This window comes from Bacillota bacterium, from assembly GCA_033549065.1.
In the GTDB taxonomy this organism is placed as follows: domain Bacteria; phylum Bacillota; class Dethiobacteria; order DTU022; family DTU022; genus JAWSUE01.
On sequence record JAWSUE010000002.1, the window covers coordinates 196,262 to 219,309 of the forward strand.

Here is a 23,048-nt window from a genome sequence, read left to right on the forward strand (position 1 = left end):
AAAAATGGGCCAGCGATTTTGCAAAGATAGATAGAAAGCTTTTCCGGGGACGTAACCATAAGTCTTGGTTAAGAATTGAATGAATTTAAAACAGAAAAGTGTGTCAGGAGAACCGTCCCCGTGACACACCGTCCCTGTGACACGAAAAGGAGGGAATTTTATGTATGCTATAATCCTTGCCGGTGGCAGCGGTACCAGGCTATGGCCGATCAGCCGCGAACTCTATCCCAAGCAGTTTCTTCAGCTGCCGGAAAACTTAAAGACACTTAAGGGAGAAATCAAAGCTCATACCGCGGGAGAGACGCTCGACACAACTTCCCCGCTGAAGAATATCAACCTGACCTTGATTCAGGCTACTGTCAGAAGGGTTCTCGCTGCCGTCCCGGAAGAAAAAATTATTGTCATTACACATTTTGAACAGGCAGACGAAATCCGCCGCCAGATCATGCAGCTTGGCCATTCGAAAATCCGTATTCTCGAAGAGCCGGAGGCCTGCAACACCGCTCCGGCCATCGGACTTGCCGCTACTTTACTTGACTACGAATCGGGTCCAGACGAAATAATGGCTGTATTGCCATCGGATCACCTCATTCCCGATCATGCCCAGTTTGTCGAACTAATGAAGCAGGGGGAGAAGGCCGCCGAGGAATATGGTCTGGTTACCTTCGGTATCAAACCGACCTACCCTGAAACTGGTTATGGCTACATCTGTACCGGGGAAAAACTCGACGATCATACCTTCAAGATTCACCGCTTTGTTGAAAAACCTGATCTGCCTACGGCGAAGATTTACATGCTTGATAACCGCTATCTCTGGAACAGTGGCATGTTCATCTTCAACGTTGGCGATTTATTGGATAAGTATGAAGAGCTGCTTCCGGAAATGTACGATTCCCTGAAAAAAATCTACCTTCCGAGTTTAAGAAATTTGGATGAAATATACCCCGCACTGCAGAAGATATCGATCGACTACGGCATCCTCGAAGCGGCCAGCGATGTTACGGTCATTCCCACCGATATCGGCTGGAGCGATCTCGGCAGTTGGGATGCTTACTACCAGATCACCAAAAAAGATGAAAACTTAAATTACATCAGGGGCAATGTTATCCCCTTCGAAACCGAAAAGAGCCTGATTATCTCAACTTCCCGACTGGTCGGTACTGTTGGTTTGAACAACATGGTGGTGATCGATACCGAAGATGCCCTGCTAATCTGTGACCGCGACAACACCCAGGATGTCAAAAAAGTAGTCGATCAGTTGAAAAAGGAAAAAGCAGTCGAAGCCCGCGAGCACAGAACCATCTACCGCCCCTGGGGCAGCTATACCTCGCTTGAAGTTGGCGGAAACTATCAAATCAAACGGATTAATGTCAACCCCGGAAGCCGTCTCAGCCTGCAGAGCCACAAGCACCGCTCCGAAAACTGGATTGTCGTTGAAGGAGAAGCGCTGGTTACGGTTAATGACCGGGTATTTGTAGTTAAAAAAGGTGAAACAGCCCATATTCCGAAGGAAGGTCGCCACCGCATGGAAAACAAAGGCCCCGACCCCCTGACACTGATCGAAGTCCAGTACGGAGAATACCTGGGTGAGGACGATATCGAACGCTATGAAGATGATTACGGCCGTGCAGGTAGTGTAACCCCGACCTTTGAGAGGCCGGCCTATAAGCAGGAAACATCTGAAAGAACCGCTTCGGAAATAGCTTACTCCGAGCCGTCGCTCCCCACAGATAGTCCGAAATTGACCGGGAAGCCCGAGACCGATCTGCCGGAAAGGGATCTGCCAGAAAAGGTAGTGCCAGATGAACTAACAATTGAAATGACGGAAGAGGAGACACCTCCAGCCGAAACTTCTGAACAAGAATTTTCTGAAGAGGGAAAAGGCGATGAAGGCGAGCAAAAAGAGGAAGTCAAAAAACTGCAGGAGGAAGCGCCGAAAGAGCCCAAGCTGATGCCTTACGGCCGAATCGATGCCGGCGATGCCACCTACAAGCCGCTAACCGAAGAGGAGATCCAGAAATACACATCGCCCGATTTTAAAGATCTTAAAGAGCCGGCTCAGGAAGAACCGGAGGAGGACGTTGATGAAGAGGAAGAAGGCGTTATTCGGCCGGCTGGAAAAGATGAAGAAGATTCTATCGAAGACACTTTAATCATCCCCACCCCGCCGAAACCCGTCTCCGGTATTCCACCCCGTACCGTGGAAGGCCCGGAAATTCCCTTCCCCTCCTGGCGAGACGTTAAACCCGGAGATGAAAAAGATTCGTATACACCCTATGATGCCGAAAATCTTTCAGATGAATTCTCAACTGCAGATGAAGTTACCGATATGTCCTCTCCTCTGATCGAAGGGGACACAGACACTGCTCCACCAACCGTAGAACCAGAAACTCCCTCACCTTCACCCCCAAGTGGAGAAGTTCAGGATGAGACTGAAGAAAAAGATTTCTGCGCCCTGCCCGACGAGGAAGATACGCAGAAACTGCCCCCGCTCAAGAGCAAACCCTGGCTTAATGACGAAGACTACATCAAGCCTCCTTCAGAAATCCTGCTCGAAAAATGGATTACCCATCCCGAACTCGAGCCCTCCATGCGCCGCGAGCTGCTGGCGATGAAAGAGAATATAGTTGTTGTCGACGAGCATTTCGGCAATGAACTGGAATTCGGAACCGGAGGGATGCGCGGACTGATCGGACCCGGTCTGAACAGGGTTAATATCTATACCATTCGCAGGGCTACCCAGGGTCTGGCCAACTATATAAACAAACAGTCCCCGTCTAAAAGCGCCCCGAAAGTGGCCATCGCCTACGATACCCGCCACCACTCGGCTGAATTTGCCGAAGCGGCCGCCCTGGTGCTTGCCGCCAACGGTATTAAAGCCCTGCTTTTCAAAGATATCCGGCCCACACCGCTGCTCTCTTTTGCTACCCGCGAGCTCAAATGTGCAGCCGGAATCGTGATCACCGCCAGCCATAACCCTTCGGACTACAACGGTTACAAAGTCTACAGCTCCGACGGAGGTCAGGCGGTCAGCCCATTCATCGACGAGCTGATCAGCGAGATAACACAGCTCGATATTTTTGATGATGTAAAAACCATCCCCCTCAAAGAGGCGGTTAACCAGGGATTGATCAAGGCAATCGATCCCGCCCTTGATAAGTATTACCTGGAAAAGGTAAAGAGTCTCTCCCTGACCAAACCGGAGAAGTGCCTGAAGGCGGTTTTCACTCCGCTGCACGGGACAGGTTCTGTCTTCATCCCTGGCCTGCTTACCAGCATGGGCTGTGTAGACCTTGTCCTGGTTGAAGAACAGATGACAGCAGACCCCGAATTCAGTACGGTCAGGGTGCCCAACCCCGAAGATCCGGCAGCCCTCCAGATGGCCCTGGAAAAAGCGGCAGAAGTAAAAGCCGACCTGATCCTCGCCACAGATCCCGACTGCGATCGCGTGGGCACAGCCGTCCGTGACACCTTCGGGCGCTATGTAATCTTGAGCGGCAACCAGGTAGGCGCCTTGCTCATCGAATATATCTGCAGCAACCTTGTAAGCAGCGGTAAGATGCCGATTAGTCCCGCCCTGGTCAAAACAATTGTTACCGGGGACCTCGGCCGGAAAGTGGCCGAATCGTATGATTTGCATATTGTGGAAACCCTGACTGGCTTTAAATTTATTGGGGACAAGATCAGGCAATTTGAAGAAGAAGATACCTTTGACTTCATTTTCGGTTACGAAGAAAGCTATGGGTACCTGGCCGGAACCTTCGTCCGCGACAAAGACGCCGTTATAGCTTCCCTGCTGATCGCCGAGATGACCGCTTTCTACAAGCAGCAAGGTAAGAGTTTGCTCGACGTGCTTGATATGCTCCATCGCCGATTTGGATTCTTCCGGGAAGATCTGCTCACCGTGGAACTGAAGGATATCTCACTGGCCGACCGTCATGTGAAGGCTTTTCGTAATCTGCCTGCCGAAGTTGCCGGTAATCAGGTGATTGAGAAAAGGGACTACGAATTAAGCAAGGGGTGGGATCTCGCCAATAACCGGGAATTCGAGTTAACCCTGCCCAAATCGAAGGTTCTCCACTACACCCTGGGAGACGGTTCCTGGTTTGCCGTCAGGCCGTCCGGCACCGAACCAAAGGTAAAATTCTACCTCTCGGTAAGCGCGCCCACGGCATCGGAAGCCGACCACAAACTGGGCCAGCTCCGCCAGGCGATCAAAACGATCTGCTGATTTCAACAAAATGTCCTTCTATGATATAATCATAATATCAGTATGCTGAAATACTGAAATGATGAAGTAATGGAGGGGTGAAAAGATGAATAATGCTCAGTTAAATGATCGGGGACAGCTAACTATCCCAAAAAACATACGTGAAAAGCTTAATTTAAAGCCGAAAGATATAGTTAATATTGAAGTTATAAACAATGACAGAATTCTTATTTCAAAGCGTGATATATACGATGATCTGGATGATCTAATTAAACGAGATCTGATTAATGAAGGTTGCGCTCCTTATGAATTGGATGATAAAATTGCAGAGAAAAAGAAAGAATTGGCGACTGCTCTCTTGAAAATGACTAAGGATGCTGGCGAGGATGTATCAAAAGGTAAATATGTAACACTTGATGAACTCGAGAAAGAACTCAATGAAGAATAGAATATTTGAAGTAACTATTCCAAACAAAGTCAAACAGGATATAAAGAAAATTGATGTGAAGGCTGTAAAAGGAACTTAATATAAATGGATAAAGTCAACACACTAATAATCGGTGCCGGGGTGATCGGTCTGGCTGTAGCTGCCGAGCTTTCAGCCGGAAGCCCCGGCTCTTATATTGTAGTTATGGAACAGCACGAAAGCTTTGGCCGTGAAACTTCAAGCCGCAACAGCGAAGTGATACACGCCGGAATCTATTACCCTAGAGGCACCCTGAAAGCACGGCTCTGTGTGGAAGGCAAAGAACTGCTCTACAGTTTATGCGAAAAATGGTCAGTCCCCTACCGCCGCACAGGCAAGCTGATAGTAGCCAACACCCCCGAAGAATCGGCCTCCCTTGACGACCTGCTATCTCAGGCGGTTTCCAACGGGGTAGATGATCTCGAAGATCTTGCCCCTGCGCAGATTTCCCGCCTGGAGCCGCACATCAAGGCTGAACGGGCCCTGTTTTCTCCTTCCACCGGCATATTAGACTCTCACACCCTGATGGATCGACTCGAATACCTGGCACAGCAAAACGGTGTTCTCATGGCCTACTGCCACCAGGTTAAAGATATTGAAAAACTCTCTGACAGTTACCGGATCACTTTTCAAAACCCAGATGGCAGCTTGGATACTATCGACTGTATCAACCTGGTGAACTCTGCCGGTCTGCAGGCAGATCAGGTTGCCTCCCTGGCAGGCATCGATATCGACCAGGCAGCCTACCGCCAGCACTACTGCAAGGGAGAATATTTCAGCCTGCCCTCCTCGAAAGCATCACTGGTTAATCACCTGGTATACCCGCCGCCCCTGCATGAGTTAACAGGACTCGGTATTCATCTAACTAAAAGCCTCGACGGCCGCCTGCTGCTCGGCCCGAATACTATCTACACTGATGAGCCGGAATACAAAATAGAGCTGACCCACGCAGCCGATTTCTACAGCGCCGTCAAACCATTTTTTCCCTTTATCGAACCAAATGATCCCGAACCCGACATGGCCGGTATCCGCCCCAAGCTTTCAGGCCCCGGGGAACCCTTCCGCGACTTCATCATCACCGAAGAAAGCTCCCGCGGCTTACCCGGCCTGATCAACCTGCTCGGCATGGAATCCCCCGGCCTCACCTGCTGCCTGAGCATCGCCCGCCAAGTTCGGAAACTTCAAAGTGAATAAATAATTTCAATTTGCATAGCTACCTACTTGATCAATAAGGGTTATTAAGTTAAAATAGTCTTACTTGTAAAGCAGGAGGTGTATTTTGGTGAAAGTTAAAATATCATCAAAAGGTCAAATATCTATCCCTGTCGATTTCCGAAGAAGGATGCACGTTGAACCTGGAGATGAAATTTCAATTATTGATAGTGGTGACAGCCTGATTATTTATCCAAGTAAAAAATATGATCCGGAAGAACTAAAAAATATATTCGAGGAACTCAGGGGAAGCTGGCATGATTTGGAAGTAGATGGTGCCGAATACGTCCGTGATATAAGAAAAGGTGGAACTCGTGATGTTTGGTAAAGCCAGCTTATTGTTAGATACCGATATATTTATAAATTATCTGCGCGGTCAGTCAGAAGAGGCAGAGCTAATCAGGAGAATAATTTTTAATGAAGAGTTTAACGGATTCTATTCAGCAATCACTGAGATTGAACTTTATTCGGTTGAGCGGATGAGTTTAGAACAAGAAAAGAAGATCAAGATACTCTTAAGTAGTTTGCAGCGAATTGAATTAAATTCACCGGTTGCTCAACTTGCCGGTAGATTGATTGCCCGATATCGGAAAAACAATGGATTGGAAATGCCCGATGCAGTAATTGCTGCATCCGCTGTCATAGTCAATGCCTCCCTGGTATCAAAAAATATAAAACATTTTTCATATATTCCGGGATTGGTTTTATCGCCACCGGATGCCTATAGTTACTAATCGAGGAACTTAGATGCCTTTACTAAACCTATCACAAATCAGCAAGTCATACGGTGCCGAATCGATCCTTACCGGCATTACCATCCAACTGCAACCCGGTGAAAAAGCAGGCCTGATCGGCCCCAACGGGTCGGGTAAAACCACTCTGCTTAAAATTCTGGTCGGTGAACTGGAAGCAGACATTGGCTCAGTGCATCTTTCCCGCGGCACCCGTATCGGCTATTTGCCCCAGGAGCCCCGGGCCATCCCTGATGGAACATTGCTCAGCCACCTGCGCTACCCCCTGAAGCATCTCTTTGATCTCAGGGATGAAATCGCCGCCCTTGAAAAGGAGATTGCTTCCCGGGCGGAAAGGGAAGGAAAATCCCCGGAGGATTTACTTGAAAAATATGCCACCCTGACCTCCCGGTTTGAAGAAAACGGGGGCTACCAGGTAGAAAGCAGGCTGCTTTCTGTAGCCCGCGGGCTCGGCTTTGAAGAAGGTGACCTCGATCGCGAGCTTTCATCCTTCAGCGGCGGGGAAAAAACAAGGGCGCGCCTGGCCGGCTTACTCCTCCAGGACCTCGACCTTTTGTTGCTCGATGAGCCGACCAACTTCCTCGACCTGTCAGCCCTCGAATGGCTGGAGAAGTTCCTGCGCGACCTGCCCTGTGCCCTCCTGGTGGTCAGTCACGACCGGTTCTTCCTGGACCGGGTAGTTAGCCGTATTTTTGCCCTCAGTCGCCATGACATCAAAAGCTACATCGGCAACTACAGCGCCTACCAGCATCAGCTAGAACAGGAACGACTAAGCCTTGACAGGGAATATCAGCACCAGAAACTGCTTAAAGAACGGGAGGAGCGCCTTGTCCGCGAGGCGAAAGCGGACGAACGTTCCAAGCGCCAGGCCCGCAGCCGCCAGAAACGCCTTGATAAGCTGGAAACGGTCGAACGGGTGGCGGATCAAAAAAGCTTTAAGCTGGGGCTTGGATACAGCGGGCGCAGCGGAAGGCAGGTAATCATCTTCGATTCAGTCGGCATCGATTTCCCTGACCGCACTCTATTTGCCGACTTATCCTTTGAGATTAACTGGGGGGATCGCATCGCCCTGGTTGGCCCCAACGGAGCAGGCAAATCGACCCTGCTGAAGATGATCGCCGGTGCGCTCAAGCCCTCTACCGGCTCAATTCGTCTCGGCCCGTCCACCCGTGTAGTCTATTTCTCCCAGGAGCAGGAGCAGCTCGAGCCCCGGCAGAACCTGGTCGAAGCGATAACTTCAGTCTCTGAATTTGATGTCAAACAGGCCCGCAACCACCTGGGACGCTACCTCTTCCGCGGAGATGACGTATTCAAGCAGGTTCGCGATTTGAGCGGGGGGGAGAAAAGCCGCCTCGCCCTGGCCCGCCTGGCCTTGAGCACCGGGAACTGCCTTCTAATGGATGAGCCGACCAGCCACCTTGACCTGCCTGCCCTGGAAGAAATCGAAAAGGTTCTGGAAAGCTACCCCGGCACCTTGATTATTGTCTCTCACGACCGGTTCTTTCTTAAAGGCATGGCTAACCGGGTTTTTGAACTTGACCAGGGTAAACTTAAGATATTTGATGCGCCATTTGAGGAATACCTCGAACTGAAAGAAAACAGCGCAGCAGCACCGAAGAAAGATGAACAGTCAAAGCTGGATGATAAAGCAAGAAGGCAGGAAGAACACCGCCGCCGTCAGGAAGAACAGCGCAGAATCCGCCGATTGAAGGACGAACAGGCTCGCCTGGAAGAAGAGATTCATGCTTTGGAAGAGAATATCATCGAGCTGGAAAACACCCTCTCGGATCCCTCACGCTATGGAGATCATCACCAACTGGCCGAACTGGGCTCCAGCCTTGAAGAGGCCAGGTCAGAAATAACTTCCCTGATGGATCGCTGGGAAGAAGTCACCGGTTTGTTGGAAGAGTTGTAATCACCAGATTCTTTTACATGATAAGTTGAATAAGTTGTTGGTTCCTATGTCATAGCAAACCCATATGTGATATAATAACGTAAAGCAAATCTTACAAGTAAGGAGGCTTATACATGGAACCTTTTATCGTAAAGATCAGTAGCAAAGGACAATTAACGCTCCCTGCAGAAGTGCGAAAAAAATTGGGATTAATGACAGGGAGTAAGCTTTATCTTGTACTCGATAATAATGAAATCAGGATGAAAGCTTTTAAAGGCCAATTACCGGTTTTAAATAAAAAAAGTAGTATTTATAGCTTAATTGGTTCATTTGCCGGGCCTGAAGATCTGTCGGAAAATCATGATAAATATTTTGCTGAAACGGTTGATAATGATGAGAATAATATTTACTGATACTTCAGCATTTGCAGCACTTTTTAATATTAAGGACGGATATCATAATCAAGCAATAAAAATATTTAAAAAGCTCTCAGAACAGAACGCTGCTCTTGTTACAACAAATATCATTCGACTGGAGACACATGCATTATTGCTCAGTAAAGCTAATAGAGATTTAGCGATGCAATTTCTCGAAGAACAATCGTGGCATGTCGAATGGGTAACATTCGAAGATGAAAACAATGCCTTAAAACTATTAAAAAAGAATAACGATAAAAATTATTCTCTGACAGATGCTGTTAGTTTTGTTGTTATGAATCGTCTTAGTTTGAATGAAGCCTTTACGTTCGATCGCCACTTCCAACAGTATGGTTTTAAGGTTTTAGAATAAGAAAGAAATCAATAGATACTTGGTTTATGTAAATAAAACCATGTACAATAGGTGCCCAAAATGAAAAAAAACGGTACAATGCGCCAGGCAGAAGCATATATAACCACCAGGCTGGAAGAAGAGACCGCCTACATCGGAGAACTCTTTGGCCGTTACCTCGATAAACCCCTTGTGGTTGCCCTGCAGGGGGAACTTGGCGCGGGAAAGACCGTTTTTACCCGCGGCGCCGCCCGTGGTCTTGAAGTAACCGATCGGGTCTCCAGCCCGACTTTTGTCTTGCTAAAGATCTACAACGGTCGCCTGCCGGTCTACCATTTCGATTTCTATCGCTTATCATCCGACGAAGATATAATCGAACTTGGTTTTGACGAGTACCTGCCTGGTGACGGGATCGCCTTTATCGAATGGCCCGAACGCCTTCCCGATCTGCTTCCCCCCGAATATCTGAAGATCGATATCGAGCTCTTTTACGACGAAAAGGGAGAAGGCCGCCGCATAAGGTTCACCCCCCACGGTACCTACCCCTCAAAAATAGTAGAAACCGTAATCGAAAACATCACCTGGCACACCGACGGCACCCTCAATGTGTCACGGGGACGGTTCTCTTGACACATTTTCAATCGCTTTTACGTTTATATAGCACAAGAGGGTTGAGTATTTGAGAGGATAAAGTTTATTTTACCTGACGAAATGGCGACATTATTTTTAAAATAGTATAATGTATCGGGGATAAATTCTATAGATGTTGCATTGGTGCAACATAAAAAAAATAAGTTGAGCATTAGGAAGTGTGTCAGGAGAACCGTCCCTGCGACAAAAAAATAAGTTGAGCATTAGGAAGTGTGTCAGGAGAACCGTCCCTGCGACACGAAATGGGAGGAAATGGCCCTGTTGATTCTTGGCATAGATACAACGACTTTAGCTTGTAGTGTAGCCTTGCTGCAGGGTGATAAGCTGCTGGCCGAGTTGACTTTGAACATAAAGAAGACTCATTCGGAGCGGTTGATGCCTCTGCTTGATCAAATGCTCACCGAAAGCGGTATCGAGCGCGAGCAGCTGGAAGCAGTGGCCGTGGCCGCCGGTCCCGGTTCTTTTACCGGCCTGCGCATCGGCATTTCAACCGCCCGCGCCTTAGCCCAGGGGCTGGACATCCCGGTAGTGGGAGTCGGAACCCTTGAAGCTTTAGCTGAAGCAATTACCGTTCCAAACGCCCTGATCTGCCCCCTCCTTGATGCTCGGCGCAGCCAGGTCTATACCGCCCTGTATAGGCGCCCCTTCGCCAATCCCGCAAACCTCGAAACCTTGATTGAACCAGCTGCTTTATCACTTAGCGAACTTACCTTAGCTCTAGAAAAATATCACGAGCCGGTTAACTTCATCGGTGAGGGTTTAAACAGCTATGCTGCAGAGCTGGAGAAAGCTCTACCAGGCAAAGCAGTTATCGGGCCGCCCCAACTTAGGATTTGCCGAGCTTCCCTGGTTGCCTTTCGCGGAGGCCAGCTCCTGACTGCCAACCCGCCGGTATCATACAACGATCTACTACCGCAGTATTTAAGACGCCCCGAAGCGGAAAGACTGACCGAAAAGAAAGAGAGGACTGGCAGTTAACATCATGCATGATCTGAATGTAGCGATAGTACCCATGCTTGTTGATGATGTAGAGGCGGTGGCCGCTCTGGAGCAAGCCTCCTTTGAAGACCCCTGGCCCCTGCAGTCCTTCCGCACCGAGCTCGAATTGAACCGCTTGGCCAACTACCTTGTAGCCCGCCACGAAGACAGGATAATTGGCTATATCGGCGCATGGGTCATCATCGACGAGGTTCACATCACAACGCTGGCCGTAGGCGAGGAGTATCGCCGTCATGGAATTGCCACCCGCCTGGTCAGAGCTTTACTGGACAGGACATGTAAGTACGATGTAAACGCCATAACCCTTGAGGTCAGACCCAGCAACAAATCAGCGATCGCTTTCTACGAAAAACTGGGCTTCAGGGTGCGTGGAAGAAGAAAAAACTACTATACAGACGAAGATGCCCTGATTATGACCAAGGATATCGTCAAGATTTTCGGCAGAAGAGGGGAGGGGAAGCCTGATGAAAACTGAAGAAGTAAATATCCTGGGGATTGAGACCTCCTGTGATGAAACATCAACTGCGGTTGTCACCGATGGAAGGCTGATCAGAAGCAGCCTTGTTTCCTCCCAGGTAGAGCTTCATGCCCGGTTCGGGGGAGTGGTTCCGGAAATTGCATCCCGCCATCACCTGGTGTTGATCAACACCCTGATCGACGAAGCCCTTAAGCAAGCAGGACTAACCTTCAAAGACCTTGATGCTGTTGCCGTTTCACACGGTCCTGGCCTGGTCGGCGCCCTGCTGGTCGGCGTGGCAACAGCCAAAGCGCTGGCCTACGCCCTGCGCCTACCCCTACTCGCCGTTAACCACCTGGAAGCTCACCTTTTTGCAAATTACCTGGACGGCGCATCCCGCCAGTTTCCGGCTGTAGTCCTGATCGTCTCCGGAGGCCATACCGAACTGCTCCTCCTTGAAGAAGAAGGCAAAATAACCTCACTCGGCCGGACCCGCGACGACGCCGCCGGCGAGGCCTATGATAAAGTAGCCCGCGTGCTTGAGCTAGGCTATCCAGGAGGTCCCCTGATCGATAAACTGGCCATGGCCGGGGATCCCACCGCAGTCGAGTTCCCCCGGGCCTGGCTCGATGAAAAAAGTCGATTTGATTTCAGTTTCAGCGGCCTGAAAACAGCTGTGATAAATCACCGCTACCATGCCAACAGGCGCGGTGAGGAAATAAATATCCCCGACCTGGTTGCCTCCTTTCAGGAAGCACTGGTTGAAGTTCTGGTTGAAAAAACAGTAGATGCCGCCACCGAATACAAAGCCAAGGCAGTAATGCTGGCCGGCGGAGTGGCCGCCAACAGTCGCCTGCGCAGCCGACTCTCTGCTCGCCTTTCCGAATCACTACCCTCCGCCAAGCTCTACTACCCGCCCCTTGAACTCTGCACCGACAATGCAGCGATGATTGCCGCTGCCGCTTACCCGCTCTACCTCAATCGAAACTTCGCCCCCCTAAACCTAAACGCCATCCCTGGCCTCGGTATCGGCCAATAATAATTAAAAAAACGCACAAGGGGACCGCACACGGGGACGGTTCTCTTGTGCGGTAATTAGACTAACTAAAGATCCTTATGTTAGTTAAATTCGAGTTAACATTAAAAGATACAAAATTGCACAGCCACGGTCGGTGTAAAATTTCATTTCAGCCTGATCGGTTTGCCTCACTCACCTCATTCATTCTGTTCTGTCATGGCCGGTATTTCGTCTGTACTGATTAATTTTTCCAGAATCAACCCGATGACAATTACCGCAGTCAAGGTTAAAACGAAGCGCAGGGCTGTAAACTGCAGCCCCAGGAATTCCGTTTCTGCCACCAACTGAGGAATTTTGATCGCCGCCCAGGCGCCAAGAAAGATAACAATATTTGAAATCCTCGCTCCTTTGTGAATAAGCGATCCGGCCAGAGGAAAGGCGATATACAAAGGGCCAGTTGGCAGAGTGCCCATCAAAAAAGAGAAGAACATGCCCTTAATACCGGATCCTCGGCCGATCAACTGTTTGATCTTCTCTTTGGGTACCCATACTTCCAGCAGACCCATCAAGATGAAAATAGCGGGAATAATCATGGCCATTTCTTTAAGATAGCTAAAAGAAACAGCTGCCGTGCGATTGGCGATCTCCGGCCACCAGAAGGCGAGAACCAGGAATATCAGGGCTAAAATTAACGGGGCTCTAAACTTCTTGATGATCATCATTTCAAAACCACCCCCATTATCAGGGCTATTAGCAAAGCAGCCAGAAAACTGAAGCTGTTGCGAAGCAGGGTAAATTTTCTTCCAAGTGCTTTAATTTCCAGCGGGGCCGTTACGAAACCGACCATCACCAGGGTGGTGATAAAAGCGGCGATCGTTGTAACAGTTGCTCCGGAACGAAGCAGTGAAGCGGCCAGGGGAAAGGAAATCAGCGCCGGAATCAGGGTGAGCGCTCCGATAAGGGCGGCAGTGACAGTTGCTGCAAAGCCAGCCTCGGCTCCGACTAATCGAGTTATCGTCTCGGGCGGCAGGATGCCCAGAATCAGCCCCACCACACCGATAATGGCCAGCAGGCCGGGAGCCATCTTCCAAAATGCTTTTCCGGCAACCTTGAAAGCTTTGCCGGTTTTTTGCCGGTCTTTAATTAAAGATAAAGCCAGCAGGATAAATAGAATAATATAGATCACCAGAGTAGTCATCTTTATTTACCTGCCTTTGATATTTTTTATTTAGGCATACTGAACTGCCAGCACAACCATTTCAGTTTTCGCGACAAGCTGTCTTTCCAGCCCGGGTTCGATGATAACCAGTGATCCTTCTGAAACAGGTTCTTCAATATCAACCTCTTTTACAAAGCCTTCGCCTTCTATAATATAAAACATGGTATTGCGGCTCATCACGCAGGGATCTACCGCCTGGCCAGACTCAAAAAAGATTAAAAGCACTTTTGATTGCTCGGTAACTTGCAACTCTTTTTTGTTGAAGTTCTCAGGGGTAAATGCTTTCAGCTCACTGATTTTATAAGTCTTCATTAGCCAACATCTCTTTTCTTTATTAGTCTGCCGAACAGCGCAGGCATATTAAATATTATCAGCAGGGTAAGTTTCCTCGTATAGCTTTAGAAAACTTTCGAGGCTAGCCTTACGGCGGCGGATTTTTAGAATCCACATCTCCAGGTAATCCTCGCCACCTGGTGTTATTGAGTAGACCTTGCGGGCCGGCCCTCCGCTTCCGGGCACCAGCTCCGACTTAACCTTGCCTTCTTCCTCAAGATTGCGCAGGTGCCTGTAAACAACGCTTGGGTCAGGCAGGCTATCCAGAAAGCCCAGGTTACCCAACTTATCCATAATTTCATAACCGTGGGCCGGTTTTTCTTTTAAAAGAAAGAGAATACAGGGGACAATGAAACCCTCGACTTTCAGACCCGATCCTTCACAATGGCAGTTTTCACTCTCACACATCCTAAAACACTCCCTTTTGTTGCTATGTCATTAGTGACATATTACCACTACTGACTCACGGTGTCAATACTTTATGGTTTGTCCCCCTGTGTGCATTGCTAACTTCACTTTCCTCCAGCTGGCTCCACTTATTGAAAAAAGTAAGATAGCCGAAGCGAATCAGCATGTATAAAGTAATCGAAACACTGCCCAGGATGGCCAGCATGATGGCAATTTGATACTCGATGGCAATCAGGGGCGACATGCCGGCCAGGATCTGTCCGGTCATCATGCCGGGTAAAAAGATGATTCCCATGCCGAGCATCGAATTAAGGGTGGGCATGATTGCCGATGTAAAAACATCTTTGATGATAGGCAAAGTTGCGTCCCCGGGAGTTGCTCCAAGCATGAGGGCCCCTTCAACCAGCTGTTTTCTGGCCTTCATCTCACCGATCATCCTCTCCACACCCAGTGACACACCGGTCATCGAGTTGCCGATGATCATGCCGGCAATCGGTATAAAATAGCGCGGCTCGTACCAGGGCTCAATATTGATCACCAGCAGCAAAAAATAGAAGGCGGTGATCACGGTGCCCGATATCATCGAGACCATAATTACTTTGCGCAGCTTAGCATTAACCGGTGTTTTGACCCGGCTGAAGATATTGCGGATCGCAAAGAATATCATCACCGCGTAAATCAGCAGGGTGATGTAGAAACGGCTGTAATCAAAGATGTAAACCAGAATGTAGCCCATTGCCAGCAACTGCAGGGTCATCCGCACGGTCGAGATGATAATCTCCTTTTCCTTCCTGATGCCCAGATTTCTGGTCAGGAACAAAAGGAGCAGGATGAACACATAGGCAGAAAGCAGGCGTAGCGGGCCGATTTGAACTATTTCGTTCATTGCTCAGGCCACCTCCTCAATGTCTGTGATTCTGCCGTTGTAAACGGTAACAATTTTTTTCCCCATACTTCTGGCAAGCGGTTTGGAATGGGTAACCAGCACGAGCGTTCGATTACCGGCCGCCAGGTAATCGTTAATATAGGCGGTGATTTTATCCTCCGTATCGTCATCGACTGCGGAGGTAGGTTCATCGAGCAGCAGAACCTCAGGCTCCATCAGGATTACCCGGATCAAAGCCAGACGCTGCTTCTCGCCCCCCGAAAGCGGTTCGGCATCCTCGTCGAGCTCCTTTTGTTGAAGGCCTACCTTCGCAAGCTCTTCAAGCAGCCGTTCGTCGGTCACCGGTTCTTTTTTGGCAAAAGAGAGGCCGATCAATAGATTATCCCTCACCGTGCCCGGAAAAATAACCGGAACCTGGGGCAGCAAAATCACTTCCCTGCGGAGCAAAACCGCATCGAGGTTTTTTAGATCACTACCCTTATAAAAAATTGAACCCTCGCTGTAATCAATCATATGGTTCAGCAGCTTCAGCATGGTTGTCTTACCGCTGCCGCTTTCGCCGACGATGCAGGTGGTTTGACCCTCATCGATGGAAAGCTCATCGACGCTAACAATATTTTTATAGCGCACATTATTTAACTTGAACACTGTTTACACCTCGCTGCAATAAATTTGCTCAGCTCTGCCTGAGTTCCCTGGCCAACTCTTCCGCCTTGGCCGTCGCTTCCCGTAATACCTTTTTACCAGCCGTAGTAATACGGTAGTACTTGCGAATCTTGCCGCCGACCAGCCGGTTGGTTTTGGTCAGCAGCCCTCCCGCCGCCAGGCTGTTCAGGATAGGGTAGAGGGTACCGGCGCTAATGTCATAACCGTGGCTTTTCAGCTCATCGATCATGAAAACACCGTAAACCGACTCCTTCTGAGCATGGTAGAGGATATGAAGCTGGATAAACCCAAGAAATAACTTCCGCAGGATCTGCTGTTTCATCAAAATCACCCTTAAAATAGAATAACGATATCGATATACGATATTATAAATCGGAAGAAAATACCTGTCAAACTAACGTGTCACGGGGACGGTTCTTCTGACACATTTCTTGTTGACTTCACCCAGTTCTTTGATAACAGCACAGAAAAGTCACTTCAGAACATCTCCCTGTGCTATATAGAAGCACTGAATCGCTTCAAATTATGAATCAGTGGTATAAATTCAGTTAGCAAACAATAGAATGTTGCATTCTAATTTATGAAATGATATTCTAAATAAAGCAACAAAATTATTGAAGATTTAATATGCTCCTATTAGACATTTATTACTTATATCAAAGTTATTTCAAGATTAATATAATAAAGGAAGTGTTTGACTTGGATACCGAAGAAAAAAATACAACTAAATATCCTGTCCATACTCTTGAAAAATCCTTGGAAATAATTGAAGCAATGAAGGAAGCTCCAGCAGGCGGAATAAGAATTGTTGATATCAGTAAAAAGTTAAATATCGGGAAAAGCACTATTCATCGTATTTTAAGCACACTGGCAGCTTATGGTTATGTTGAGAAATGCTCCGAAGGCAGAAAATACCGTTTGGGTTGGAAACTATTTGAGATTGGCAGCCTGATACCACGACAGCGAAACCTCAATAATATTGATATGATTATCCTCGAAGAACTTAGCGATAAGTGTGAAGCAACGGTGAATCTGGGTATCAGGATAAATGATAAGGTTGCAATTATAGCAAAAGTCGATCCGCAGAAAATTCCTTTCAAAGCAGGACCGTATCTCGGAGAACAAGAACCACTTCATGCAACAGCTCTGGGCAAGATACTTATATCTGAACTTGATGATGACAAGATAAAAAGTATTTTTAAAAGTCCAGAACTGGTTAAGTATACCAACAACACAATAGATTCACTCAGGAAGTTGCGGGATGTTTTAGCCCGGGTTCGAGAACAAGGCTACGCGGTAGACCAGGAAGAGCTGTGCGAAGGAATTTCGTGTATTGCTATGCCAATTCGAAACTACGAACAGAATATAGTCGCTGCGCTAAGTGTTAGTGGTCCGTCTTTCCGGTTTAATTTCAATAAGATTGCAGAAATAAAGCAAGATCAACAAAACGCATGCGTAGAAATATCACGTTTTTTCGGCGCTCATTAAAAGGTCCCTTCATGCATTAAAAATATCAATTAATTTGCTTCAACCAGTTATTAAAGTTGGTTGAAGTATATTTTTAGTGTAGCAAGTTCTGTTATATGGAACATCATTGTTTTATTTAAAATTTTTTTGAAATCTGGCAGGACAATCATATTTTTTGTAGAATCAATCAAAAAAAACAAACATATATTACCTTATTTCAACTATCGTTAAATCTATATTACCTCTAATTACTGCTCCATTACTATTGTTCTATTATGCGAAACAGAGTTTTTGTAATCTATCGCCTTCCATCTACGGTAACGTTATTTCTACCAACTCTAGTTTAATTACTATCAATCACTGCTCGTTTAATTTGTTCATTAAACATTCTATTAGATCTATTACGTCGAGATTAATTCAACATGCCTATAGAATGAAAGGGGACAACAGCGTGGCTGATATAAGAAAAGCTGTCAATGAGGTGTCTGAAGAGGTTTTAATGCTCAGGCGCGATATCCATGCTCACCCCGAGCTAGGGTTTGAAGAACACCGGACAGCAGAATTGATTGAAAAATATCTCCAGAAACTGGGTATCTCAACCAATCGATTTGCCAAGACAGGAGTGGTCGGATTAATTGAAGGCACCCAGAAAGATCAGGTTTTGATGCTGCGTGCCGATATGGACGCGCTACCGATCGAAGAAGAAAATGATTTAAGTTATCGCTCTCAGAATCCTGGCATTATGCATGCCTGCGGACACGATGCACATACTGCCATGCTGCTGGGAGCAGCTAAAATCCTCAATCAAATGAAAAGTCAGCTTTCAGGCTCTATCAAGCTTGTTTTCCAGCCCAATGAAGAATGTGCAGGCGCGCTGCGAATGATCGAAGAAGGAGTTCTTGATAACCCCCGTGTAGATACTGTTTTTGGATTGCATGTCTGGTCGCCCCTTCCAACAGGATTTTTCGGAATATCGGCCGGGGCAGTGATGGCCGGACTTGAGATTTTTAAAATTACAGTAAAAGGTGTTGGAGGCCATACCGGTTATCCAGAATCAGCAGTAGATCCGATTATAGCTGCTGCGGATATTATATTATCCGCTCAGCGTATTCAAACCCGGGAAATCAGCCTCATGAAGCCGACTGTTATCGTTTTCGGTAATGTTCATGGAGGAACCAAGGCCAATATTATCCCCGACACTGTAATGCTTGAAGGTTCTATCAGGACCCTCTATCAAGTAGGAAGTGAAGATAATCCTTCCAAACGACTTCAAGATCTCGCAGAAAAAGTTTCTGCTGCCCACGGTTGCAGCTGTAATTTTGAAAGTTATAAAGAAAATATCCCTCTGGTTAATAATCCCGAATTGTCCATGTTTGCTTCTGAAGTTGCAGTCAGTATAACAAATGACCAGCATAAAGTCATCCCATATTCCTGCATGGCCAGCGAAGATTTTTCGGAGTTCACAGCTCGTGTTCCGGGTGTCTTTGTATTTCTTGGAATCGGATCAGAAAGCAAAGGAACCCACTATCCGCATCACAACTGCCGTTTTAATATTGACGAAGATATACTTCCCGTTGGAGTCGAAATGTATGTAAGGTATGCCTGGCAGTTGTTAAATAACAGGGGGGTGTTAGCTGCGCAATAGTACTGACAGGCATTAGTGGAACACCGCAATGGAGATTTTTAAATTTTAGGGGGTATTAAAAATGAAAGTATTGAATGCAAAGTGGTTATTACCAATATTATGCCTTTTGCTGATTGTCGGTTTGATCATGGTTTCGGGCTGTGCAGCTGAAGCACCCGTTGATGAAGCTCCAGACGATGAACCAATCGATGTTGAGGACGAAGATGAAGCTGTCCTTGATCGCTTAATTGAAGCTAAACTTGCATCCGAAGAGATCGAGGGTGATTTCATGACTGTCTGGGCAGAAAATTTTGCCGATCATATGCTTGATTGGTCTAGCAGCATGTTTCAGCTTGATGTTTATCCTTACGGGACACTCGGTGATACCCGTGACATCAATGAACTTGCCCAGCTCGGAGTAGTGGAATATGTATTTTCCGACTTTGCCTGGATGGGCGCTTTTGTCCCCGAAGCTACTGTTTTTGGACTTCACTACATCTGGCCTGAGGAAAGACCATGGGAAGTAATGGAATGGGTCGTTCGCAATGGTGACAGCTGGCCGATTATCGTGGAAAGCTTCAGGCGTGAAGGTCTAGTCCCACTTAGTATTATGTTTGAAGGATGGCAATGGATTACTTCCGACAGCCCAATTCGGACAGTTGATGACATGGTCGGTTTCGACGTCAGAATCATGGGATCCGATATGCTTAACGCCCAGTACCTTGCTCTTGGAGCATCGCCGACTCCCATGTCGTATGGCGAAGTTTACAGCGGATTGCAAACAGGTCTTATAGATGGCCAGGTTAACCCGATCTTTGCTATCCGGAGCATGAACTTCTATGATGTTCAGGATTACTTTACCCAGATATATGCAGAACCTTTTGTAGGTATTCCCACCATTAACATGGTTTTCTTCGATTCTCTTCCAGAAAATGTCAAGGAGCAGCATAGGGAATGGTGGGCAGACGCTATTGTGCCTGCGGCAGACTGGATTAACACCCGCCATGAAACAGACCTTAATGCAATGACAGAAGAAAGGCCTGAAATTGAAGTCATTCATGTGACTGGGGCAGAGCAGGAAAGATTCAAGGAAAAAGCGATGGATGCCCATCAGGTATTCCTTGAAATTGGCGGACCAAACGCCCAGGCTGTTTATGATGCACTGATGCAGGATATTGAAAAAGCAAAAGTTGAACTTGGTATTGCAAATTAAGCGCCGATCTTGAATAAACCTTGCGGCGGCCTGATAGGCCGCTGCAAGGCTTTTAAAAAGTGAGGTTTTTGTTTATGAGTGATCGTATCAATACAATAGAAAACGGGAATAATAACAAGCACCACAGCCGTCTTTCCAACATATTTCATATGGTGGGAGCTATAGTTAATTGGTTTGAAGTATCACTTTTAAGTATAGGAGTATTTCTTCTGGCCGCTATCCTTATCGCCAATGTGATCGCCCGAAATTTTTTCCGGAGTATCTACTATGCTGAAGAAGTTTCTATGATTCTGGTTCTATTTATAACCTTTGTCGGCGTAAGTTATGCCGTCAGAAAAGCGAGACACATTAGAATGGGCGCTATCTTCGATATGTTAAATCCTAAAATTAAGAAGATATTGCTCTTTATCATAGTCACATACAGCTCCATCGTTATGTTTTTGATGGCCTATTACACATACCAGTATATGATAACCTCCATGGTCACCATGCAGGTCACTCCATCGCTAAGGATTCCCTACTGGATGACGCTGATTATTGTTGTGATCGGTTTCGCCTCAGCCGGTATCCAGTTTTTGCGAACAATTATAAAAAATATCATTGAAAAAGACGTATGGTTATCCCCCGAGCAACAAAGTGAATATGAAGAAGTAGGTTGACCGGTTATTGTGTGACTGAAAGGTGGTGAATTTTATTGCTATTTTTGGGCCTTAGTATGCTCACAAAGCTGCTTCTGGGTTTTCCGTTTATGGTTGTAATCCTGGGTTCCCTGATTCTATATTTTTGGATCTACATGCCTGGGTTTAACATGAACGTTCTGGTTCAGCAGGTTTTATCCGGAATCAAACCGCCAGCCCTGGTCTGTGTGCCCATGTTCATTCTGGGCGCCAATATCATTACTTCGGGCAAAGCAGCAGAAAAGCTTATAAACATGGTAAAAGCTTTTGTTGGACATATACCAGGTGGATTACCAATTACCACCAATGCAAGCTGTACGCTTTTCGGTGCAGTATCAGGTTCAACTCAAGCCACGGTAGCCGCCATTGGTGGAACCATGCGTCCCATGCTTCTGCAGGCGGGCTATCCAAGTTCATTTACCCTCGGCTTGATTATTAACGCCAGCGATATAGCATTTTTGATACCTCCCAGTATTGGGTTTATCGTTTACGGTGTAGTAACCAGCACTTCGATTGGAAAACTATTTATCGCCGGTATCCTGCCTGGCTTGTTAATCTTTTTGTTATTTTCGATCTACTGTTTCTTTTACTCAAAGATAAAAAAAGTAGGGCAGCTCCCAAAAGCTACCCGACGGGAACAATTAATAGCAATCAAAGAAGGATTGCCTGTACTCGGTTTTCCGGCTATTATCATCGGCGGTATTTATGCTGGTATATTTAGTCCGACTGAAGCGGCGGCGGCAGCTGTAGCTTATGCTCTTTTCCTGGAGCTTGTTGTTTACAGATATCTGACTATAAAAAGCCTGGTCGAAAGTTTTTTATCGACCGGCGTCATAACCGGCGTGGTATTTGTTCTGGTTGGAGCAGGGCAGGCACTATCCTGGATGTTAAGCTTCCTGAAAATTCCCCAGCAGTTCCTGGGACCGCTGTTTGGCTCAGATCCATCTTACCTGACAGTTGTATTAATTATTGTAGTATCATATTTCGTGGCCTGTATGTTTGTCGACCCGATCGTCGCAATCTATGTGTTGAGCCCGATTTTTGCGCCCTATGTTATCGAGACCGGAGTTGATCCGATCCTGCTTGGGGTTCTGGTCACCCTGCAGGCAGCTATCGGCTCTGCTACTCCACCATTTGGTTGTGATATATTTACCGCCCAGCTGATATTCCGGCGGCCCTATCTGGAGGTAATTGCCCATACTCCACCATTCATTCTGATCCTGATCCTGGTAACTATTCTCCTGGTGGCTTTTCCACAGATAGCTTTATTCCTGCCAAATACAGCGTTGTTATAAGCTATAACGACAAAAGCCGAAGGAGTGAGCAAAGTGATTTATCGCGCCAGCCCCGGTCAAGTCAGTTACGGAGAAGTAATAGGGATTATTTTACTGGACAGTTGTGCTCCCTACATCCCGGGTGATGTGGCCAATGCTTCAACATATCAATACCCTGTACGCTTCCGAAAAGTATCAGGGCTCACCGTAGAGCGAATCTTTAATCATGACCTCTCTTTGCTGGAAAAAGTAACCGAGGCTGCTTTTGATTTAAAAAACAACGGGGTACGGGCTATAACTGGAGACTGCGGTTTCATGGCTATCTATCAGCAAGCTTTAACTGAAAAAGTCGATCTGCCGGTATTCATGTCCAGTCTGTTACAGATTCCTTTCCTCTGCCGTCTGATCAAGCAAAATGACCAGATTGGTATAATCACTGCTAATTCTGAATCATTGACGGAGAAGGTCCTTGAATCATGCGGGGCAAATTTACCAGGGCGAATCGCTGTTGGAGGGATGGAAAAATGTCAAAACTTCAGGGCTGCATTTATTGAAGAGAAAGGGGACCTAAACAGAAATAAGGTTGAAGAAGAAGTGGTTTTAACTGCCAAAAATTTGCTGGCCAGTTTTCCTGCAGTGAGGATAATACTCCTCGAATGCAGCGTTTTACCGCCCTACGGGGCATCAATCCAGCAAGCAACAGGACTGCCTGTTTTCGATTTTATAACTATGATCGACTATGTATGTTCGGCTGTGTTAAAAAAAGAATTTCAAGGGTTTATGTAACGCGACAGTGCCTGAAACCTTACCGTATTGAGGCAAGAGTTCTATATCTTTATTTGTAAGGAGGAAAG

The 23,048-nt window shown here is 47.0% G+C and carries 25 protein-coding genes; 18 read left to right on the forward strand and 7 right to left on the reverse strand.

Features of this window, described 5'->3' with window-relative positions; all coding sequences use genetic code 11:
- The first annotated feature begins 160 nt into the window (after positions 1 to 160).
- The 12 genes from SCJ97_02075 to tsaD all read left to right on the forward strand — a co-directional run bounded on the left by SCJ97_02075 (position 161) and on the right by tsaD (position 12,448).
- Positions 161 to 4,231, forward strand: coding sequence for a mannose-1-phosphate guanylyltransferase/mannose-6-phosphate isomerase (locus SCJ97_02075; GenBank protein ID MDW7738831.1), 4,071 nt, complete (start codon positions 161 to 163; stop codon positions 4,229 to 4,231).
- An 85-nt stretch (positions 4,232 to 4,316) separates the two neighbouring features.
- Complete coding sequence (locus SCJ97_02080; protein MDW7738832.1) at positions 4,317 to 4,658, forward strand: AbrB/MazE/SpoVT family DNA-binding domain-containing protein; 342 nt, start codon at positions 4,317 to 4,319, stop codon at positions 4,656 to 4,658.
- 84 nt (positions 4,659 to 4,742) lie between these two features.
- Positions 4,743 to 5,870 (forward strand): NAD(P)/FAD-dependent oxidoreductase, encoded by a 1,128-nt coding sequence (locus SCJ97_02085; protein ID MDW7738833.1) that lies wholly within the window; start codon positions 4,743 to 4,745, stop codon positions 5,868 to 5,870.
- Positions 5,871 to 5,958: 88 nt separating this feature from the next.
- Positions 5,959 to 6,216, forward strand: coding sequence for an AbrB/MazE/SpoVT family DNA-binding domain-containing protein (locus SCJ97_02090; GenBank protein MDW7738834.1), 258 nt, complete (start codon positions 5,959 to 5,961; stop codon positions 6,214 to 6,216).
- A complete protein-coding gene (locus SCJ97_02095; GenBank protein ID MDW7738835.1) occupies positions 6,206 to 6,622 on the forward strand; it encodes a type II toxin-antitoxin system VapC family toxin in 417 nt (138 codons plus the stop codon). Before SCJ97_02090 ends, SCJ97_02095 begins: the two co-directional genes overlap by 11 nt.
- Positions 6,623 to 6,635: 13 nt before the next feature.
- On the forward strand, positions 6,636 to 8,555 hold the full coding sequence (locus SCJ97_02100) for an ABC-F family ATP-binding cassette domain-containing protein (GenBank protein ID MDW7738836.1): 1,920 nt from the start codon (positions 6,636 to 6,638) through the stop codon (positions 8,553 to 8,555).
- Between the two features lie 113 nt (positions 8,556 to 8,668).
- Positions 8,669 to 8,947: an AbrB/MazE/SpoVT family DNA-binding domain-containing protein gene (locus tag SCJ97_02105; GenBank protein ID MDW7738837.1), complete on the forward strand. Its 279-nt coding sequence runs from the start codon at positions 8,669 to 8,671 to the stop codon at positions 8,945 to 8,947.
- Entirely contained in the window at positions 8,928 to 9,323 is a 396-nt protein-coding gene (locus tag SCJ97_02110) for a PIN domain-containing protein (protein ID MDW7738838.1), read from the forward strand. Before SCJ97_02105 ends, SCJ97_02110 begins: the two co-directional genes overlap by 20 nt.
- A gap of 60 nt (positions 9,324 to 9,383) precedes the next feature.
- Positions 9,384 to 9,932 carry a tRNA (adenosine(37)-N6)-threonylcarbamoyltransferase complex ATPase subunit type 1 TsaE gene (gene tsaE / locus SCJ97_02115; GenBank protein MDW7738839.1) on the forward strand — a complete coding sequence of 183 codons (549 nt, stop codon included), beginning with the start codon at positions 9,384 to 9,386 and terminating at the stop codon, positions 9,930 to 9,932.
- 273 nt (positions 9,933 to 10,205) lie between these two features.
- On the forward strand, positions 10,206 to 10,931 hold the full coding sequence (gene tsaB / locus SCJ97_02120; GenBank protein MDW7738840.1) for a tRNA (adenosine(37)-N6)-threonylcarbamoyltransferase complex dimerization subunit type 1 TsaB: 726 nt from the start codon (positions 10,206 to 10,208) through the stop codon (positions 10,929 to 10,931).
- Between the two features lie 4 nt (positions 10,932 to 10,935).
- A complete protein-coding gene (gene rimI / locus SCJ97_02125) occupies positions 10,936 to 11,427 on the forward strand; it encodes a ribosomal protein S18-alanine N-acetyltransferase (protein MDW7738841.1) in 492 nt (163 codons plus the stop codon).
- Positions 11,417 to 12,448, forward strand: a complete 1,032-nt coding sequence (tsaD, locus tag SCJ97_02130; protein ID MDW7738842.1) for a tRNA (adenosine(37)-N6)-threonylcarbamoyltransferase complex transferase subunit TsaD — start codon at positions 11,417 to 11,419, stop codon at positions 12,446 to 12,448. Before rimI ends, tsaD begins: the two co-directional genes overlap by 11 nt.
- 176 nt (positions 12,449 to 12,624) lie before the next feature.
- Here tsaD and SCJ97_02135 read toward each other — a convergent pair whose 3' ends face one another.
- Genes SCJ97_02135 through SCJ97_02165 form a run of 7 tightly spaced genes read right to left on the reverse strand, consistent with a single transcriptional unit; the run spans position 12,625 to position 16,261 of the window.
- Positions 12,625 to 13,146 (reverse strand): permease, encoded by a 522-nt coding sequence (locus SCJ97_02135; GenBank protein MDW7738843.1) that lies wholly within the window; start codon positions 13,144 to 13,146, stop codon positions 12,625 to 12,627.
- A complete protein-coding gene (locus SCJ97_02140; protein ID MDW7738844.1) occupies positions 13,146 to 13,625 on the reverse strand; it encodes a permease in 480 nt (159 codons plus the stop codon). The genes SCJ97_02135 and SCJ97_02140 overlap by 1 nt, the downstream gene beginning before the upstream one ends.
- Positions 13,626 to 13,655: 30 nt before the next feature.
- A complete protein-coding gene (locus tag SCJ97_02145) occupies positions 13,656 to 13,958 on the reverse strand; it encodes a hypothetical protein (GenBank protein ID MDW7738845.1) in 303 nt (100 codons plus the stop codon).
- A gap of 48 nt (positions 13,959 to 14,006) precedes the next feature.
- Positions 14,007 to 14,387, reverse strand: a complete 381-nt coding sequence (locus SCJ97_02150; GenBank protein MDW7738846.1) for a helix-turn-helix transcriptional regulator — start codon at positions 14,385 to 14,387, stop codon at positions 14,007 to 14,009.
- Between the two features lie 55 nt (positions 14,388 to 14,442).
- Positions 14,443 to 15,273 (reverse strand): iron export ABC transporter permease subunit FetB, encoded by an 831-nt coding sequence (gene fetB / locus SCJ97_02155; GenBank protein ID MDW7738847.1) that lies wholly within the window; start codon positions 15,271 to 15,273, stop codon positions 14,443 to 14,445.
- 3 nt (positions 15,274 to 15,276) lie between these two features.
- Positions 15,277 to 15,921: an ATP-binding cassette domain-containing protein gene (locus SCJ97_02160; GenBank protein MDW7738848.1), complete on the reverse strand. Its 645-nt coding sequence runs from the start codon at positions 15,919 to 15,921 to the stop codon at positions 15,277 to 15,279.
- A gap of 28 nt (positions 15,922 to 15,949) precedes the next feature.
- Positions 15,950 to 16,261, reverse strand: a complete 312-nt coding sequence (locus SCJ97_02165; protein ID MDW7738849.1) for a PadR family transcriptional regulator — start codon at positions 16,259 to 16,261, stop codon at positions 15,950 to 15,952.
- A 377-nt stretch (positions 16,262 to 16,638) separates the two neighbouring features.
- On the opposite strand from SCJ97_02165, the gene SCJ97_02170 reads away from it, so the two are divergent.
- The 6 genes from SCJ97_02170 to SCJ97_02195 all read left to right on the forward strand — a co-directional run bounded on the left by SCJ97_02170 (position 16,639) and on the right by SCJ97_02195 (position 22,980).
- Positions 16,639 to 17,427: an IclR family transcriptional regulator gene (locus SCJ97_02170; GenBank protein MDW7738850.1), complete on the forward strand. Its 789-nt coding sequence runs from the start codon at positions 16,639 to 16,641 to the stop codon at positions 17,425 to 17,427.
- A 430-nt stretch (positions 17,428 to 17,857) separates the two neighbouring features.
- Positions 17,858 to 19,051 (forward strand): amidohydrolase, encoded by a 1,194-nt coding sequence (locus SCJ97_02175; GenBank protein MDW7738851.1) that lies wholly within the window; start codon positions 17,858 to 17,860, stop codon positions 19,049 to 19,051.
- A gap of 61 nt (positions 19,052 to 19,112) precedes the next feature.
- The gene (gene dctP, locus SCJ97_02180; protein MDW7738852.1) at positions 19,113 to 20,243 is read left to right on the forward strand and encodes a TRAP transporter substrate-binding protein DctP; all 1,131 of its coding nucleotides are present in this window, start codon (positions 19,113 to 19,115) and stop codon (positions 20,241 to 20,243) included.
- Positions 20,244 to 20,317: 74 nt separating this feature from the next.
- Complete coding sequence (locus tag SCJ97_02185; GenBank protein ID MDW7738853.1) at positions 20,318 to 20,902, forward strand: TRAP transporter small permease; 585 nt, start codon at positions 20,318 to 20,320, stop codon at positions 20,900 to 20,902.
- A gap of 35 nt (positions 20,903 to 20,937) precedes the next feature.
- The gene (locus tag SCJ97_02190; protein ID MDW7738854.1) at positions 20,938 to 22,215 is read left to right on the forward strand and encodes a TRAP transporter large permease; all 1,278 of its coding nucleotides are present in this window, start codon (positions 20,938 to 20,940) and stop codon (positions 22,213 to 22,215) included.
- 24 nt (positions 22,216 to 22,239) lie between these two features.
- Positions 22,240 to 22,980 (forward strand): aspartate/glutamate racemase family protein, encoded by a 741-nt coding sequence (locus tag SCJ97_02195; protein ID MDW7738855.1) that lies wholly within the window; start codon positions 22,240 to 22,242, stop codon positions 22,978 to 22,980.
- The last annotated feature ends 68 nt before the right edge of the window (positions 22,981 to 23,048 follow it).